The 16,692-nt window shown below is 61.4% G+C and carries 12 protein-coding genes and 2 pseudogenes; 5 read left to right on the plus strand and 9 right to left on the minus strand.

What is annotated here, in order from left to right; translation table 11 throughout:
* Positions 1 to 145: 145 nt before the first annotated feature.
* From PWF70_RS20560 to PWF70_RS20570, 3 genes and pseudogenes are all read right to left on the minus strand, one after another.
* A pseudogene (locus tag PWF70_RS20560) lies at positions 146 to 424 on the minus strand (IS3-like element ISPfr13 family transposase); the annotation flags it as partial.
* Positions 425 to 626: 202 nt separating this feature from the next.
* A pseudogene (locus PWF70_RS20565) lies at positions 627 to 2,256 on the minus strand (MDR family MFS transporter).
* Complete coding sequence (locus PWF70_RS20570; RefSeq protein WP_230461842.1) at positions 2,257 to 2,751, minus strand: MarR family winged helix-turn-helix transcriptional regulator; 495 nt, start codon at positions 2,749 to 2,751, stop codon at positions 2,257 to 2,259. It lies immediately after the preceding pseudogene.
* A 406-nt stretch (positions 2,752 to 3,157) separates the two neighbouring features.
* On the opposite strand from PWF70_RS20570, the gene PWF70_RS20575 reads away from it, so the two are divergent.
* Both PWF70_RS20575 and PWF70_RS20580 read left to right on the plus strand, forming a co-directional pair.
* Entirely contained in the window at positions 3,158 to 4,198 is a 1,041-nt protein-coding gene (locus PWF70_RS20575) for an AurF N-oxygenase family protein (protein ID WP_006359127.1), read from the plus strand.
* Between the two features lie 31 nt (positions 4,199 to 4,229).
* Positions 4,230 to 5,744: a 4Fe-4S binding protein gene (locus PWF70_RS20580; protein WP_042378911.1), complete on the plus strand. Its 1,515-nt coding sequence runs from the start codon at positions 4,230 to 4,232 to the stop codon at positions 5,742 to 5,744.
* Positions 5,745 to 6,010: 266 nt separating this feature from the next.
* On the opposite strand, the gene PWF70_RS20585 is transcribed toward PWF70_RS20580, so the two are convergent.
* Entirely contained in the window at positions 6,011 to 7,003 is a 993-nt protein-coding gene (locus PWF70_RS20585) for an IS481 family transposase (RefSeq protein ID WP_155225357.1), read from the minus strand.
* A gap of 139 nt (positions 7,004 to 7,142) precedes the next feature.
* On the opposite strand from PWF70_RS20585, the gene PWF70_RS20590 reads away from it, so the two are divergent.
* The 3 genes from PWF70_RS20590 (at position 7,143) to PWF70_RS24150 (ending at position 11,095) form a co-directional block, all read left to right on the plus strand.
* Complete coding sequence (locus tag PWF70_RS20590; protein ID WP_042378920.1) at positions 7,143 to 8,693, plus strand: flavin-containing monooxygenase; 1,551 nt, start codon at positions 7,143 to 7,145, stop codon at positions 8,691 to 8,693.
* A 590-nt stretch (positions 8,694 to 9,283) separates the two neighbouring features.
* The gene (locus PWF70_RS20595) at positions 9,284 to 10,198 is read left to right on the plus strand and encodes a metal-dependent hydrolase (RefSeq protein ID WP_006359124.1); all 915 of its coding nucleotides are present in this window, start codon (positions 9,284 to 9,286) and stop codon (positions 10,196 to 10,198) included.
* Between the two features lie 531 nt (positions 10,199 to 10,729).
* Complete coding sequence (locus PWF70_RS24150; RefSeq protein ID WP_316042977.1) at positions 10,730 to 11,095, plus strand: DoxX-related protein; 366 nt, start codon at positions 10,730 to 10,732, stop codon at positions 11,093 to 11,095.
* A gap of 199 nt (positions 11,096 to 11,294) precedes the next feature.
* Here PWF70_RS24150 and PWF70_RS20605 read toward each other — a convergent pair whose 3' ends face one another.
* The 5 genes from PWF70_RS20605 to PWF70_RS20625 form a co-directional block, all read right to left on the minus strand.
* Positions 11,295 to 12,047 (minus strand): TetR/AcrR family transcriptional regulator, encoded by a 753-nt coding sequence (locus PWF70_RS20605; protein WP_035755987.1) that lies wholly within the window; start codon positions 12,045 to 12,047, stop codon positions 11,295 to 11,297.
* Between the two features lie 81 nt (positions 12,048 to 12,128).
* Positions 12,129 to 13,046, minus strand: a complete 918-nt coding sequence (locus PWF70_RS20610; RefSeq protein ID WP_286352990.1) for an alpha/beta fold hydrolase — start codon at positions 13,044 to 13,046, stop codon at positions 12,129 to 12,131.
* Positions 13,047 to 13,050: 4 nt separating this feature from the next.
* A complete protein-coding gene (locus PWF70_RS20615; protein WP_035756060.1) occupies positions 13,051 to 14,121 on the minus strand; it encodes a ferredoxin--NADP reductase in 1,071 nt (356 codons plus the stop codon).
* On the minus strand, positions 14,118 to 14,987 hold the full coding sequence (locus PWF70_RS20620) for an SDR family NAD(P)-dependent oxidoreductase (protein ID WP_286352763.1): 870 nt from the start codon (positions 14,985 to 14,987) through the stop codon (positions 14,118 to 14,120). The genes PWF70_RS20615 and PWF70_RS20620 overlap by 4 nt, the downstream gene beginning before the upstream one ends.
* 39 nt (positions 14,988 to 15,026) lie before the next feature.
* Positions 15,027 to 16,550: a flavin-containing monooxygenase gene (locus PWF70_RS20625; RefSeq protein WP_006361211.1), complete on the minus strand. Its 1,524-nt coding sequence runs from the start codon at positions 16,548 to 16,550 to the stop codon at positions 15,027 to 15,029.
* Positions 16,551 to 16,692 lie beyond the last annotated feature (142 nt).

Below are 16,692 nucleotides of genomic sequence, written 5' to 3' on the forward strand. Positions count from 1 at the left end.
CCAGCGGCACGCTTCTATCAAGCCACGCGGACGACCGTCCGGGACCCGGCAGGACCGCACATCGGGATAAGCCACCAACAGAAGCTGGGGCAGCAAAGAAACGAGCGAATCCCGCCGGGCCTACTCAGGATGGCATTGACGCGAAGAAAGTTGTCGCCGCTTTCAAAATGGCGACGTCTTCGCGTAACTGCTTGTTCTCCGCCTTGAGTCGCTTGATTTCGGCGGACTCCTTCGAGGTGGTCCCCGCGCGGGCGCCGGCATCGACCTGGGCTTGTACGGCCCACCGACGTACCGTCTCCCCGCCGACGCCGACCTGCTTGGCGATCGCCTCTGCCGCGGCAGTCAACGACGTGTACTCCCCGCCGTGCGCCTCCAGCAACCGTAAGGCCCTCGAACGGACCTCCGGATCGATTTTCTTAGGCATATGCTCATCCTTCCTGACTCAGAAGGAAGCGGCATCAAAGCTGGGGTGATTCAATGGTCCTCCGAACCTCCGACCCCCAGCCCCATCCCTACCATTTTATGGCAGTGGACCCACTTAGCTTAGGAATAGGGAACTCCTCAAACGAGACAACCGGGCACCCGTGAAACAGCGTGTGCACGGATGCCCGGTTGTTGACGTCCGGTCAGACCTTGTCGGTTGCGCGATCGTTGTCGTCTCGATCGGCTGACTCGGAGTCGCCGAACGGTTCGGATTGGGTCCCGTCAGGTGTCGAGTCGAGGTCGATCGTCCGACGCAGCGGCCGGTTGGGCAGGAGCGACACGGCAATCAGCGCCACCACCGCTGCCGCAGCTGCGATCAGGAAGATCCGCCCTGTTGCGTCACCGTAAGCGACTCGGATGATCGATTCCACCGGGTCCGGCAGTGAGTCGATGTCGAGGTTGCCGCCGGCGGAGCCACCTGTGATCCCGAGCCGAGCAAGGCCGCCCGATGAGAGATCCGTCACGCGAGTGGCCAGGACCGACCCGAGGACCGAGACGCCGATTGCGCCGCCGAAGGTCCGGAAGAACGCGACGTTGCTCGACGCCGCGCCGATGTTCTGGACGCTGACCGTGTTTTGAACCACCAGCACGAGGTTCTGCATCAACATGCCCGTGCCGAGCCCGACGATCAGGATGAAGATACTCACCCACCACAGACTGGTCGCGTGGTCGATCGTCCCCAGCAGTGCGAAGCCGGCGATGAGGAGGGACGAACCGGTCACCATGAACACCTTCCACTTCCCGAATCGGGTGATCAGTTGCCCCGATCCCACCGACGCGATCAGCATTCCGATGACAAGCGGAATCGAGAGAACTCCGGCGATCGTCGGCGAGAAACCGCGCGCGGTCTGGAAGTACTGTCCCAGGAACGTCGTCGAACCGAACACCCCCAGTCCCACTGCGATGGACGCGATGATGGCGAGTCGGTGGTGCGTTCGGTCACGATCTTGAGCGGGATGATCGGCGCTGTGACTCGCGATTCCACCAGCACGGTGCCTGCCAGCAGGAGCAGTCCGCCACCGACGTACATCGCGGACTCCTGAGAGACCCAGTCGTAGTATCCGGCTTTGCCCGCGAACGAGACCCAGATCAACAGCACGGAGACGCCTGCGGTGAGCAGAGTGGCTCCCAGCCAGTCGATGGAGATGTTCTCGGCGCGCTCGGTCTTGATGCGGATGGTCTTCTGGAGGAGGAAGAACGCGATCACTGCCAGTGGTACGCAGACGAAAAAACACCAGCGCCAGCCCAGTGGGCTGTCGACGATGACGCCGCCCAGAATTGGTCCGCCGGACAAAGCCACCGCCATCGTGGCGCCCATGTACCCGGAGTACCGGCCACGCTCACGGGGAGACACGATGCTGCCGATGATCGCCACGACCAGCGCGGTGAGCCCGCCCATGCCGATGCCCTGGACAACGCGCGCCGCGAGGAGAATCGGCACATTGTGAGCCACGCCGGCGATGATCGAGCCGACCACGAAGATGATGATGATCGAGCTTTGGACAAGCATCTTCTTGCTGAAGATGTCGGCCAGCTTGCCCCAGATCGGCGTGGACGCCGCGTTGGCGAGCAAGGCGGTGGTGATGACCCAGGCGTAAGCCGTCTGCGACCCCTTCAGATCGGCGATGATCGTCGGCAGGGCGGTCGCGACGATCGTTGTGCTCAGCAGAGCGGTGAACAACGCTGCGAGCAACCCGGCCATCGCCTCGAGGATTTCCCGGTGCGAATCGCGTATGGATCTGGCTTCGCCACCGCCTCGGTTGAACTTGACATCTAGACCCCTTTTACTGTGATTTTAGATTGTACCGGCCGATCGGCCCGGTGCGCGTATCTGGTCAATGAAGCTCTGAGTTTGCGAAAGGCGCTGCTGGCCGCATGCGCGTCTGCTTGGTCCCAGTCGTCGAGTGCGTTCTGTAACGACTCGGCACGCGCAGCCCTCGTTCGATCGAGGAGCTCGCGACCTGCACTCGTCGTCAGCAACTGCGTGGCCCGCCCGTCACCGGGATCTGGACGGCGGGCGACGTATCCCTCGGCGACCAACTCGGTCACGTGCCGACTCAGCGCCGACTGGCTGATGCACAGATCCGATGCCAACTCGTTCTGGCGACACTGTCCTCGTGCCTCCAGTGCCATGAGCACACCGAGACCACCTGGCAGGATCGGACTCTCGTCCGCCACCGCCCCGCGGAACGCACGCCCCATCAGATACAGCTCGTCAATCAGCTCGATCGCTGTTCGCGCTGAGACCGCCATGACCACCTTCTCCACTCAATAGATGATTGCGTTACACAACTTACATAAGTTGCATGCTGAAATCAACTAGTGTGGCCCGCACCACTTCCGGCCAAAACGAGCATTGCCTGTACTCGATTGGTCACGGCTGGATCCAGATCCCAGCACATGCCACCAGCCCCTGTCGGGGCCAATATCGTGTGCGTGCTTATTCGTACATGCGCACCATCTTCGACCTTGACACCAGCGCATCGAGGTACATCACTGACACAACGGGCTCCGTACCGGATACCTCGGCGGCACCCCCGTCAGCGGCTGCGCCGACCAGGCATCACACGGCCCCAAACGTGACATCGAATGTTGACAAATAGTGGGTCGTCGAAATAATCTGGAAAGGGAAGTATCGCTGTGGTCCGATCCGGCGCCACCCGAAGGAGCGACGATGACAAGTGCATTGACACCAACCTCTCCGGACACCCGCAAGCCCGCCCCGGCACGGTACGTGCCCGAGCACGACAAGACCGGTACCGATCACGATTACGTCCAGGTTCTCGACGACTTGTCCGCGGCGTCTGTCCACCGCAACTTCGATCCCTACATCGACATCGACTGGGACGCGCCGGACATGGCGATCATCGACAATGACCCGCGGTGGATCCTTTCACCTGAGGTCGACCCAATCGGCCGACATCCGTGGTATCAGCAGCTTCCGCAGGAGAAGCAGATCGAGATCGGCATGTGGCGGCAGGCCAACGTTGCCAAGGTCGGACTGCAGTTCGAATCAATTCTCATCCGCGGGCTCATGCAATACAGCTTTAAGCTCCCCAACGGGGCACGTGAATTCCGGTATACGACGCATGAATGCAAGGAAGAGTGCAACCACACTCTGATGTTCCAGGAGTTCGTCAATCGCACTGGGATGGATGTGCCGGGAGCGAAGGTGGGCTTCCGCCTCATCTCGCCATTTGTCCCGCTGCTGTCGACGGTATTTCCTACTCTCTTCTTCTTGGGGGTGCTCGGCGGCGAAGAACCGATCGATCACATCCAGAAGGATTTTCTGCGCACGCGCGCCAACCTTCATCCAACGATGGCGGCGGTGATGCAGCTCCATGTCGCCGAAGAGGCACGCCACATATCCTTCGCGCATCACCTGATCCGCGAACAGGTCCCACAGCGCGGCCGGTTCCAGCGGTTCATGATGTCGTTGATGTTGCCCATCATAATGCGCGTCCTGTGCAACGCCATCATCGTTCCGCCGCGCAGCTTCGCCAAGCGATTCGACATCCCCGGCGAGGTCATGAAGGACAGCTTCTGGCGGTCCCCCGAATCGAAGCGGTTCCTGAGAAACACCTTCGGTGACGTCCGCATGCTCGGCGAGCAGAGTGGCTTGATGAATCCGGTGGCGCGCATGTTGTGGCGTGCACTCGGAATCAGCGGTCGCCCTTCGCGTTTCCGCAGCGAACCCATCTACACCTCGGCCTGAGCGGCACGGAGCGCGGGTATTCACCGAGACCATGTCCCACGTCATCACCCAGGCGTGTTGTGGGGACGCGTCATGCGTATACGCGTGCCCCGTCAACTGCATCCATCCAACGCCCGAAGAACCGGATTTCGGCATCGCCGAAATGCTATACATCGATCCCGCGACCTGCGTCGATTGTGGTGCTTGCGTGAGCGCATGCCCCGTCGGTGCGATTTTTCCAAGCCACCGTCTGCCAGTCGGGCAGGAAAGATTTGCCAAGGTTAACGCCGCTCAGTATCAACACCCCGCCGACTGGACCGCTCGCTTTCCGGTGGACCCGTCGCGTCGGTTGCCGCTCGCACCCATCGGCCATCCCCATCAGCTCGCCGTCGACGAGCGTGTGTCGATCGGCATCGTCGGATCCGGGCCGTCGGCGATGTACGCCGCCGACGAACTGCTACGTCAGCCGCAGATTTCGGTCACCATGTACGAGCGCCTCGACCGGCCGTTCGGGTTGGTGCGATTCGGTGTCGCCCCCGATCACCTGAACACCCGGAAGGTGATGCGACTGTTCGACGACATCGCCCGCAACCCGCGCCTGGAGATCCTGCTGCACACCGAGGTGGGGCGTGACATCACCCTCGCCGAGCTGCGCTCGCGTCACCAGGGAGTGATCTGGGCGGGCGGCGCACCCACCGACAAGCCACTCACGCTGCCCGGCATCGACCACGTCGGCGTCTCGAGCGCCACATCGTTCGTCGGTTGGTACAACGGCCATCCTGATTTTACCGACCTCGACGTCGATCTCTCCACCGAACGTGCTGTGGTCGTTGGCAACGGCAACGTCGCCCTCGATGTCGCGCGGATCCTCGTGGCGGATCCCGAATCGCTCGCCGAGACCTCGATCTCTCAGGCCGCGTTGGCCGAACTGCGGCGGTCAAACGTACGCGAGATCGTCGTGATGGGTCGGCGCGGCCCCCTACATGCGGCGTTCACCCTGCCCGAGATGATCGGCTTGGTGGATTCCGGCGTTGCCGTCACCGTCGATCCGGCTGATCTCGACAAGGCATCACCTGCGGCGCACGACCTCGACATGACGCTGCGGGCCAAGCTCGATCTCCTCGCCGAATGCGCTGCCCGTCCCGCGCCGAAGGGCCGTCGAATCCGGTTGGCGTTCTTCAGTTCGCCGCTGGAAGTCATTGCCGGGCAGGATGGCCGGGCTTGTGGATTGAGGATCGGCCGCAACCGTCCGGTGATCGACGATGCGGGCGTCGCGGCCGGGATCGAAACCACGGGCGAGACGTCGGTGCTCGATGCCGGACTCATCCTGACCTCGGTCGGTTATCGCGGGATCGCGGTGCCGGGCCTGCCCTTCGACGATGCACGCGGGGTCATCCCGAATGCCGAAGGCCGTGTGCTGTCAGGAGCGGATCCGGTGACGGGAATGTACGTGACCGGCTGGATCAAACGCGGACCGTCGGGATTCATCGGCACCAACAAGACCGACTCCGCCGAGACCGTCTCGTCATTGCTCGCCGACCTCGAATCCGGCCGACGTCTGCACTAGTGGTCCGCATTCTCTGGACGGCGCTTTCTTGAGGATTTGGCCTTGAGAATTTGGTGCGGTGGCAGATCATCCCGGACCGACTCAGGTCCGTACCCGACAACGCTGGACCCGACAACGCTGGCCCGTTCTTGATCTCGGTGCCGCCCCGTACCACGAACACGAGAAGTAAACCTGGGCACTGACCCGGACCCGTTCCGGAGGAAAGAACACCGCCGCGACCTCGCCGATCAGCCGACGTGGTGCATCCAACCCGGTGAAACCAGTGGCTAGATGTACTGCCCAGGGACGTTGGTCAAGCGGCTGAAGGGAACGTTCCGGCCGATGGCGGAGTGTTGCCGGTGGTGATTGTAGGTGTGCAACCATCCTGGCAACGCTGCGCGTCGGGCTTGTTCGGACCGGTAGTGCCGGGCGAAAGCCCATTCGGCGGCCATGGTCCGGTGGAACCGTTCGATCTTGCCGTTGGTTTGCGGCCGGTAGGGGCGTGTGTACTTCGCCGTGACTCCGAGCTCGGTGCAGGTGCGCTTCCACAACGCTGAGCGGTAGCAGCCACCGTTGTCGGACAAGACTCGTTCGACAGTGACGCCGCGGGCCGCGAACCAGCCCACGGCTCGCTGAAGGACTCCGGCTGCGGTGACAGCGGTTTCGTCGTCATGGATCTCGGCATAGGCGACGCGAGAGTGATCGTCGATGACGGTGTGCACGAAGGCATGTCCGAGTAGTTCGTTGTGGTGCTTGCTCCGGCGGGTTCCCGGCGTGGCCTGCCGATTCTTGCGTCCTTTGGCGCGTCCGACGAACCGCCAGCCGCCACCGACGGGGATGTTGCCGAGTTTCTTGACGTCGACGTGGATCATCGAGCCCGGATGAGGGTGCTCGTAGCGGCGGATCACTTCCCCAGTGCGGATGTCGATGTGGGAGAGCCGGTTGAGCCGGCATCGGACCAGCACCGCGTGCACGGTCGAGGCCGGCATCGACAGTCGGGAGCCGATCGCCTGGGGTGAGAGGCGCTGACGCCACCGCAGGGCCACGATCTTGCGTTTGATCGGCTCGGGGGTGCGGTTCGGACTGCGATGAGGACGACTCGAGCGGTCGTACATGCCCTCTGGGCCCATCTCGACATAGCGAGTGGCCCAGCGTTTGGCGGTCGGCCACGAAACGTTGAAGTGTTCGGCTGCCCTGACGATGGGCCAGCCGTCATCGACGATGCGACGGGCCAGCAGTAGTCGGCCCTTGGGGGTCAAAGGTGCGTTAGCGTGAACCACGAAGGTCTCCCGGTTGTGAAGTGTGTGTCGTAGCAGCTCCACTTCACGACGGGAGACCTTCGCTGTTCAACGACCCACTACCGCGTGTCGTCGCAATCCCTCAACCAACCTGCCTGGGCAGTACAGCTAGACACGGTGCATGCTGGACACTGTGTCAGCATCAGCAACCAAAGGAGCCCACGTGACCTTAACGACCACCGACCGCGTCGACGTCCTCATCATCGGTGCCGGCATATCGGGCATCGGAGCTGCGCGGTATCTGCGGACCGAACACCCAGCGAAGACGTTTACCGTCGTCGAAGCCCGGAGCGCTCCCGGCGGGACGTGGGACCTCTTCCGATATCCGGGGGTTCGGTCGGATTCCGATTTGCAGACCTTCGGCTACGAGTTCAAGCCGTGGACCGACAAGCAGGCCATCGCGGACGCCCCTCGGATCCTTGACTATCTGCACGAGACGATTGACGAGAACGGTCTGTCCGATCACATCCGGTACGAGCACCGGGTGGTATCGGCGTCCTGGGCCTCCGACGACGCGCGATGGCTGGTGTCCATCGACCGTGCCGACAGCGGCGAACGGATCCATATCAGTGCGCGCTGGATCTTCTGCGGCTCCGGATACTACGACTACGACGAGGGCTTCACTCCGGACTTCGCCGGGCGCGAACGCTTTCAGGGACAGATCGTCCATCCACAGCACTGGCCGGAGGATCTGGACTACACAGACAAACGTGTCGTCGTGATCGGTAGCGGCGCAACGGCGGTGACGCTGTTGCCGGCGATGGCCGAGCGCGCCGCTCATGTGACGATGCTGCAGCGAACGCCCACCTACATCGTCCCGCTACCACGCGAGGACGTCATCGCGAACTTCCTCCGGAAGGTGTTGGGCGACAAGCGTGGATATGCACTCACGCGCGAGAAGAACGTCGCCCAGCAGCGGCTGGCCTTCGATCTATCCGTACGCTTCCCTAGCCTGGCCCGCCGGGCGATCCGTAAGATCAATCAGTTCCAGCTTCCCAAGGGGTATCCCGTGGATACTCATTTCAATCCGCCCTACAACCCGTGGGATCAGCGGCTGTGCGTGGTGCCCGACTCCGACCTGTTCCGCACCATTCGATCCGGCAAGGCGTCGATCGTCACCGACCGCATTGACAGGTTCACCGAGACCGGTGTTCTGCTCGCGAGCGGAGAAGAACTAGAAGCAGATATCATAGTCACCGCGACTGGCCTCAACATGAAGCTCATCGGCGGTGTCGAACTCAGCGTCGACGGTCGCGTCGTATCGTTGACCGACTCAGTTGTGTATCGGGGCATGATGCTGTCCGGCGTACCTAATTTCGCACTCGCCGTCGGCTACACGAATGCGTCCTGGACGCTAAAGATCGGCCTGCTCTGTAAATACTTCTGTAAGTTGCTGGCTTACATGGACTCTCACGGATACGACAGTGTGTGGGCGGTCGCCGATCCGTCGATGCAGACCCGTCCGCTGCTCGACTTCGCTGCCGGTTACGTTCAGCGATCGCTGGACACGTTCCCAAAGCAAGGACTGAAGGCCCCGTGGGTCATGTCCATGAGCTACTACACCGACCGTCGACTGCTCCGCGGCGACGTCGCCGACGACGTCCTGCGGTTCGCCCGAGCCGGGGACCGCCCGGCCACACCGAGCCCGAGCGGCACCGCCATTCGCGCCTGAGGACGACACCGCAAGGCAACCCCCGCCCGAGCCTAAAGGAAGTGCGTAACCTGCGCCCATGGACTTCGACGACGTCTTCACGACGGGTCGCCGTCGGGTTCGACGCGGATCGGTGCACTGGCGATGATCGTCGGCTTCGTCATTGCACTGCACTCATCCTCAGGCGCTCAATCGCTGCTCCGCAACCACCACTTGTTTGGGTGGGGCCGGGGTGTGGTGAGGCGGTAACTGCAAGATCGCACCGGTGGTGCTGCTTATCGGTGATCGCCGGCGCGACCGAGCGCGGATAGCGGTATGCGGCTCCCTGAGATCGTCCTCAAGCGATCTCCTCTCCACAGGCGATGTCCGCGCGCATTGCCTGCAACGCAGCGTGCAGATCTGGCATCGGGATCGCCCGATCGGGGGTCCGGGCGTAGGTGGACGGGCGTAGGTAAAGCCGAGGGGCCTGCCTGAGCGCCCCCCGCGCGGTACTCACTTCGGGGCTGAATGGGGCTGCTCGACCATTGACAACACGTCCATGCAGACCGATACTCGGATATACTTGTGACCGCCAACACATACTCTGGTTCGCGGCACGACCGGAGGTCAGCATGAACGGGAACGAACGCGCTATTTCGTCCGTCGACGACGCGGGGGTGGCCGACACCAAGGCGGGGACGCCCATACGTGCGCGGCGGATAAAGTTCTCCTATCCGCAGGGCGCTATGAACCGGCACTATGTCTCCGACGACCTGATAATGAGTCACGTCGTATCCATGCTGTCGTCCGTCTTCCCCGAAGGCGAGGACTTTTTCATCCGGTCAGTCAAGTACTACAAGGATGAGATCACCGATCCGACGTTGCGGGCTCAAGTCGACGGGTTCATCGGCCAAGAGGCGACACACGGACGCGAGCACCGAGAGATCAACGAGCGTCTCCAGGAGATGGGTTACCCCACAAGGCTCAATGACCGCCTCACCAAGCGGGCGTTGGCGATGATCTATCGCCATGCGCCACATAAATATTCGTTGGCCATGACCGCAGGCCTCGAGCATTACACGGCGACCCTGGCCTCTCTGCTTCTCACGAATCCTGAGGCGCGCAGTCTGCTCACCTCGGACGAAATGCGAGGGCTTTTGCTGTGGCACGCCTACGAGGAGGTCGAGCACAAAGCGGTGGCGTTCGACGTCTACCGAGCCATCGGTGGCAGTGAAGCTCTGCGTATTGGCACGATGCGTGGCATCCACATCACGTTCCTGGGGCTCGTGACCGTGTCCACGCTGGCGTCGATGCTCACCGATCGCGCCACGTACAACCCCGCTCGTGTTCTACGCAGCGTGGCGGCTATGCGCACCAACCCGTGGATAAACCGAGATGTGTTGCGTGAGTTGGGAACCTACACACGGCGCGGGTTCCATCCCAGCGACAACCCCACAGTGCACTTGCTCGAGACCTGGGGATCGGAGCTGTTCGGTGACCAAGGTATTTTGGCGGACCACCTTGTTGGTGCAAGCAAGCGGCGCTGAGCTGAGGCCTCCTTTCGGGTCAACACGGCAAGGAAACCATCTTCTCGGCGAAATCGTCGGGTGCTCGTTGATCGAGATAACCTCACTGGCTGGCTATTTCCTGATGGCACGGGAGGGTTGAAGTCGGGCATGGACGGGATCAGGGTTTCGTCTCTTATGGGGCCTTCCCGGGGCCGGAGCACTTAGCATCGAATGACTCAACCATCGCCGCCTACGCGGCAAGATCGAACGTCCACCCATCGAATCCGAGACCGCCTACTGGTCGAACCCGACGATCACCGACCATCGTGAAATCCGGTCCCAGCAGAAGCCGGATACCGCCTAATCGAGCTTTTCAAGCCGGGCGATTCACTCCTCTGGATTCAACGAGGCCGCACTGAAAAGGGAGGTCTGAATCGCGCTGGTGGTGGGCTAGCCCACCGGGGTGGGCGGGGGGTTTTAGATTACTGACACCCGAGCGGTCACGTCGGGTGTGGATCGGCCGCAATTCCGGCTGGGCTCAGATTATGATTGCGACGAAAGGTGCGGCAATTGAAAATTGCTGAAAAGCAGAAGTCGAAGGCAACGCATGTGGCTGCGGCCGTTGCGTCTAGGAGTCCGGCGGTGGTGACAGCGAAAACCGCCTACAAGACCGGAAAGGCGACGACGTCGGTGTTGCCGAAATTGATCGGTTTGGGAATGGCGGGAACAGGGTTGGCGCACTTTGTTGTTCCGCAGGCTTTTGAATCGATCACCAAGCTTGCATTTCCCGAGAACACGCGTGAATGGACTTACGCGAATGGTGCAAGTGAGACCCTGATCGGCCTCGCCCTCTCCAACAGCCGGTCCCGCGTTTACGGTTTGATTGGGGTGGTCGCATATGTCGGGTTCCTCGGCAGGCGAGTCGTGCAAGCCTGACAGTGACCGCCGACATTCACTCTAATGCAGTGCCATGAAAGGATTACTCGTCGAGTTCGCTGACGTGCAGGGGCGCCTCGGCGAAGAGGGAAAAGCTTGTGGCGTGAGTAGTCCGATGGCTGCGTACCGGGGGTGCCGGCGGCGGAATTACATCCAGAGCCAGCGGCACACTGGGCCAGCAACTAGCTGCAAACGCGGGTCAGTTCATCTCGAGGCGGGACGCGAAACCGGGATGGCTAAATGGCAGATCAGGTGAGAAGGCAACGCCTACGGTTGCGGCCGCGCCGTTGATTATTCCCCACGTTGTCTCCGATAGGTGTGCGGCGAAGAACTTGTCGTCTACCCCTTGCTCACGACCGTTGTCGATCCACCACTGAGTCGCCGATAGTCCAGAACCCAGAATGGACGCCACGGCCAAGGGAATGATCGAGGCATCTGCGTGAACACGCTGCAGACTTTCAGTGAACCGGTCGGCGACGGCCTCCATCACCGACCTCAGTTGGTCAGCAACTCCGCCATCTCCCGATCCGGAGTACTGAAACAAGTGATTCGCCATAAGGAACCTGACGACCACGGGGTGTTTCCCAACCAGCGCGACGTAGGACTGGACCGACGAGCGAATCATATCGTCAACAGACGCATGATCTTGCTCAGCAAAGATTGTGACTTGCGCCGACTCCCACATCAACGCACCGAGTTTTGCCGCCACCGCCCCGTTCAAGCCCGCTTTGTCGCCGAAGTAGCGGTACAGCTTCGGCTTAGATACGCCGGCCTCCGCAGCGATGTCGTCCATGCTGACGCTTGCGCCATAGCGTTCGATGATCCGGATGGCCGCGTCGACCAGCTGTGCGCGTACCGCGACTCGGTGTTCATCCCAACGAGTGCTACGGGCATCCATCACCCGGCGCTGCACCTGAGATGGCGCGGAGGAAACTCGGCGGACGACTGACATTCTAGGAGTAACAATACCGGAAGTCCCTCCCCCAAGCGATCATCAGCTCATGTGCATTCGGTCATAGATACGGTTCAGGAGTCAACTTTCTACCGTGGCTGCGTCCAATCGCGCCGCTGCTTCGTTGAAATCGTTCGGTGCCTCCATGTTGATCATGTGACCGATCTGCGGCAACACCACGAAATCGTGCAACCGACCGCGCTGCTGCAGGCGTTCGGCGAGATCAATGGAATGAACCTCGGGTGTCAACTTGTCGGCAGAGCCCACGATCACTGTCATCGGAACCGCAAGTGAGTCGACTCCTTTGCTGACGTCAATGGAGGCCAGGACCTTGCCCCACATTCCCCGCACCGCAGGGGGGCAACGCAGCACTATGTCGGAACACTCCGCTACAACGTCGGCCGACGCGTGCGGGCCCATCGTCCCGTATTTTACCAACCGTCGGTTGAAACGAGTGTCAAGCATCTCCGGTCCCGCGATGGCGAGCCCGGCTGCGAAGGCTCGCTCCAGTGTGGCGCGGAGTCGACGTGGCGACCTTATTAACGTCGATCGGCTAACCAACTGGGAGGGTCCAGTGCTCGCCAAGACGGCACCACGGGCTAGGAGGGGCACCGACTCCGGGTGCTCGGCAGCCCAACCCATGATGGACATCCCGCCCATACTGTGACCGGACACCAAGGCCTTACGACTCGACGTGACGACCGCGCGCAAGACCGCCTCGAGATCGTCGCCGAGCAACGACGAAGAGAAGGGGGCGCGACCCCGGTCACTCCAGCCATGTCCTCGTTGGTCATATACCACCACACGGTGTGTGTTGGCGAAGTGTTCGATCTGAGGTCTCCAGAACCGACCCTGGCAAGCCCACCCGTGGCTGAACACCAACAGCGGCGCATCATCACCCAGCCCGTACTCCTCAACGAACAGCCTTGTGCCGTCACTAGAGAGAACCTCCCGCGACCGCGGCGACAACAGGCCAGCTCCCGAAGAGTCAGAGGTCATCGAGTCAGAGGTCATCGAAGCTCACCGTCACAGCGTCGGTGAGCGGAAGTGCCTGGCACGCGAGTCGCTCACCGTCCTCAATGTCATCGTCGACGAGGATGTTGTTCTGCACCATGTCGACATCACCCTCGATGAGCTTGCACACACACGCGCTGCATGCGCCCTCTCGACACGAGTACGGGGCGTTGTGCCCTCGTGAGAGCAGCACATCGAGCAGCGGCGTGTTACGTGGCCACTCCGTGGTGATGCACTCTCCGTTGAGGTAAACCGTGGCGGTAGCTACACCCTCATCGTCACTGAGTCGACGCAGTGTGGCGGTGTCGAACGGGTCACCCGCCAGCGACTGGAACACCTCCCGATGTACATCCGAATGGTCCACTCCACACGCGGTGGCAGACCTTTCCACCAGATCCATGAAGGGGGAAGGGCCGCAGGTGAAGATCACCGATCCCTTGTGATCACGAATAATCTTCTCGACAGCCTCGGATGTGGGGATCCCGTTCTCCGACTCAAGCCAGTCGACCAAAGTGAACCGCTCGGGGAATTCGGATCTGATCTGCTGAAGCTGGCGCTCGTACATGATCGAATCGGCGTCAAGGTTCGCGTAGAACAGGACGACTTCCCCACTGCCCGACACCAGTGCCGACTTCACCAGCGACAGGATCGGCGTGATGCCGCTTCCGCCGGCGAAGAAAAGCATGTCGACGTCGAGGCTCTTAGCGGTAAACTTTCCCGACGGCGTCAGTACGGTCATTTCCATGCCGACGGAGACGTTGTCGCACAACCAGTTTGACGCGTATCCCCCAGCGGTGCGCTTCACCCCGATCTCGAGGCGGAAGTCATCGACATGAGGTGAACTGCTCAGCGAATAGCATCGTGCGACGTGGCCCGTCTGGTCGGACGGGATCTTCAGCGTAATGAACTGCCCGGGTAGATGCTTGAAATCGTCGACGATCTCGTCAGGCACTTCGAAGGCGATGCTCACCGAGTCCTTGGTCTCTTGCACGACCTCCGACACGGTCAGCGTCCGCGATCGCGCGGTGGTGCCCGGCCGATTCTCCTGCTCGACGGTCATTTGATGATTCCCCGCTTGCGAGCGAAGGCGTAGCCCGCGCGGGTGATAGGCGCAGAGATGTCCTGGTAGCGCGGACCCACAACGCGTGCGACAAAGTCGAAGCCCCGTGCGTCTGCGCCGATCAGCACTCGGGGCTTCTTCTTGTCCATTCCCTTGAGGATGGTGGACGCCGCTTTCTCCGGAGTGGTCCTGGCGATGCTGTTGAACATTGTGGCAATGGTGGCGGTATCTGCCCCCATATCGGATACACCCCGAGCGTTATTGACGATATTTGTCTTGACGCCGCCGGGGTGAACGCATGTCACTGTGACCGGATGCCGACTGATCTTCATCTCTTGGCGAAGCGCTTCGGTGAAGCCACGCACACCGAACTTGGCGGCGTTGTAAGCACTTTGACTGGGAATACCGACCAGACCGAAGACGCTGGAGGTATTCACCAGATGACCATCACCGGAGGCGATCAGATAAGGCAGGAACGCCTTCGTCCCATTGACGACACCACCGAAGTTGATACCCATCAGCCAGTCAAAGTCCTCCCAAGACATGTCAACAACGTCGGCGCCGAGGGCGACGCCGGCGTTGTTGAACACCATGTTCACGCACCCGAAAGATGACTGGACGCTTTCGGCGTAATCCTGGACCGCGGCACGATCTGCCACGTCCAACACGGCGGTCTCGACTTTCGCCCGATGCGCGGTACGGCACATAGCCGCCGTCTCCGCGAGATGCACCTCGTCGACGTCGGACAAGGAAAGGCTGGCCCCGCGTCCGGCCAATTGGAGGGCAAGGGACCGGCCGATCCCTGAGGCGGCTCCCGTGACGACTGCGACCTGGTTCGCATAGTTATCTGTTGTCGAACTACTCACTGTTGAATACTCACTTCTCGATGACCTACGGCTGGGTTGTCAGGCGATCTCGTACTCGGCGGGCTTGAAGTCCTTCGTCGCTCGCCAGTACTGCCAGGTGAACCCGGGCCACACCGTACGGTTGACACCCTGCGAGTCCAGATACCAGCTCGTACACCCGCCGTTGGTCCATACCCCCTTGGCGAGCTTGTGCTGAATGTTCTTGTTGAAGTGTTCTTGAACCTCGGGCCGCACATCTACACGCTGCGCTCCGCGACTGTCGACGGCGTCGATGGCCTTCATGATGTACTTGATCTGCTGCTCGATCATGAACACCACAGAGTTGTGTCCAAGACCTGTGTTAGGTCCAAGCAGGAAGAACAGGTTCGGGAAGCCCTCGGTGGTGATGCCGAGGTGGGTGTTGATGCCCGTCCGGTGCCAGTGCGACGGCAAGTCTTCGCCCCGGGCGCCCTTGAGCGCGAGTTGATCGAATCCGTCTGTGACATGGAACCCTGTGGCGTAAATGATCACATCTACAGGATGTGACACGCCGTCAGCGGTGACGATAGAATCCGCGGTGACCTTTTCAATCCGATCACTGATCACTGTCGTGTTGGGCGCGGCGAGTGCAGGGTAGTAGTCGTTCGATCCCAGGATGCGTTTGCATCCGATGCGGTAGGACGGCATCAGCTTTCTGCGTAGCTCAGGGTCGGCGATAGAACGCTCGATGTTCCATTTCGCCACTTTTTCGATTGGTCGCATAAGGTTGGAGTGGCCGTTGAGCCCGAAGGCCAGGCTCTCTGCGCCCCAGTAGACCGACCACCGAGCGAGGCGGCGTGTGATAGGGATCTTGCTGAGCACGGTCCGAAGTGCCGTCGGCACCGCGAAGTTCTTGCGTGGAAGTACCCAAGCCGGGGTTCGCTGGAAGACCGTGAGTGTGCCGGCCTCCTTCTGCACGAATGGCACGAACTGAATCGCGCTGGCACCGGTGCCAATGACGGCCACCCGCTTGCCCTGGAGATCCACCGTGTGGTCCCACTTTGCCGAATGGAATGCCTGGCCGGCGAACTCATCGATTCCGGGGATGTTCGGATAGTTCGGGATGTGCAGAGCGCCGACACCGGACACGACGTACTGCGCGATGTACTCCCGGCCCGACTCGGTACGCAGGTGCCACCGAGATTCGGACTCGCTCCAGTATCCGGAGACCAACTTCTGCCCAAAATGGATCTTCTGAGTGACACCACGCTTGTCGGAGATCTCTTTCAGGTACTGCTCGATTTCGGGCTGCGAAGACCACACCTTCGACCAACTACCGCGGCTCTCGAACGAGTAGGAGTACATCAGTGACGGCACGTCGCATGCGCATCCTGGATAGGTGTTGTCGCGCCAGGTTCCACCGACAGAGTCGGCCTTTTCCAGCACGATGAAATCGCTATACCCGCGCCGGCGGAGCTGCACGGCCATACCGAGCCCAGAAAATCCGCTGCCGATGATGAGTACCTTGGTGATTATAGGCTCGGCTATTCCCGGGTCTGTCGCCGTGGCGGCGCGCGCCGCGCGCTTGGTGTTGGAGGACGGCATTGAGTGAAAAGCTCCCTGATCAAATACAGCAGACGGACCTGCACGGCGCGGGAACGCGTCGCAGGTGTGAGAATGTCATCCACCCGAGCCCGCGAACGGAGACATCCGAACGTGGGGTCGAGGGTTGGCGAGTGGCCGAGGG

The organism is Gordonia sp. Swx-4, assembly GCF_030316175.1.
In the GTDB taxonomy this organism is placed as follows: Bacteria; Actinomycetota; Actinomycetes; order Mycobacteriales; family Mycobacteriaceae; genus Gordonia; species Gordonia alkanivorans.

Coding starts and splice junctions, on each gene's coding strand:
- PWF70_RS20605 (WP_035755987.1), bottom strand. CDS start 12,047: ATGTCAGTCGTCCGCCGAGTTTCCTCCGCGCCATCTCAGGTGCAGCGC.
- PWF70_RS20575 (WP_006359127.1), top strand. CDS start 3,158: ATGACAAGTGCATTGACACCAACCTCTCCGGACACCCGCAAGCCCGCC.
- PWF70_RS20580 (WP_042378911.1), top strand. CDS start 4,230: ATGTCCCACGTCATCACCCAGGCGTGTTGTGGGGACGCGTCATGCGTA.
- PWF70_RS20610 (WP_286352990.1), bottom strand. CDS start 13,046: ATGACCTCTGACTCTTCGGGAGCTGGCCTGTTGTCGCCGCGGTCGCGG.
- PWF70_RS20590 (WP_042378920.1), top strand. CDS start 7,143: ATGCTGGACACTGTGTCAGCATCAGCAACCAAAGGAGCCCACGTGACC.
- PWF70_RS20595 (WP_006359124.1), top strand. CDS start 9,284: ATGAACGGGAACGAACGCGCTATTTCGTCCGTCGACGACGCGGGGGTG.
- PWF70_RS20625 (WP_006361211.1), bottom strand. CDS start 16,550: ATGCCGTCCTCCAACACCAAGCGCGCGGCGCGCGCCGCCACGGCGACA.
- PWF70_RS20615 (WP_035756060.1), bottom strand. CDS start 14,121: ATGACCGTCGAGCAGGAGAATCGGCCGGGCACCACCGCGCGATCGCGG.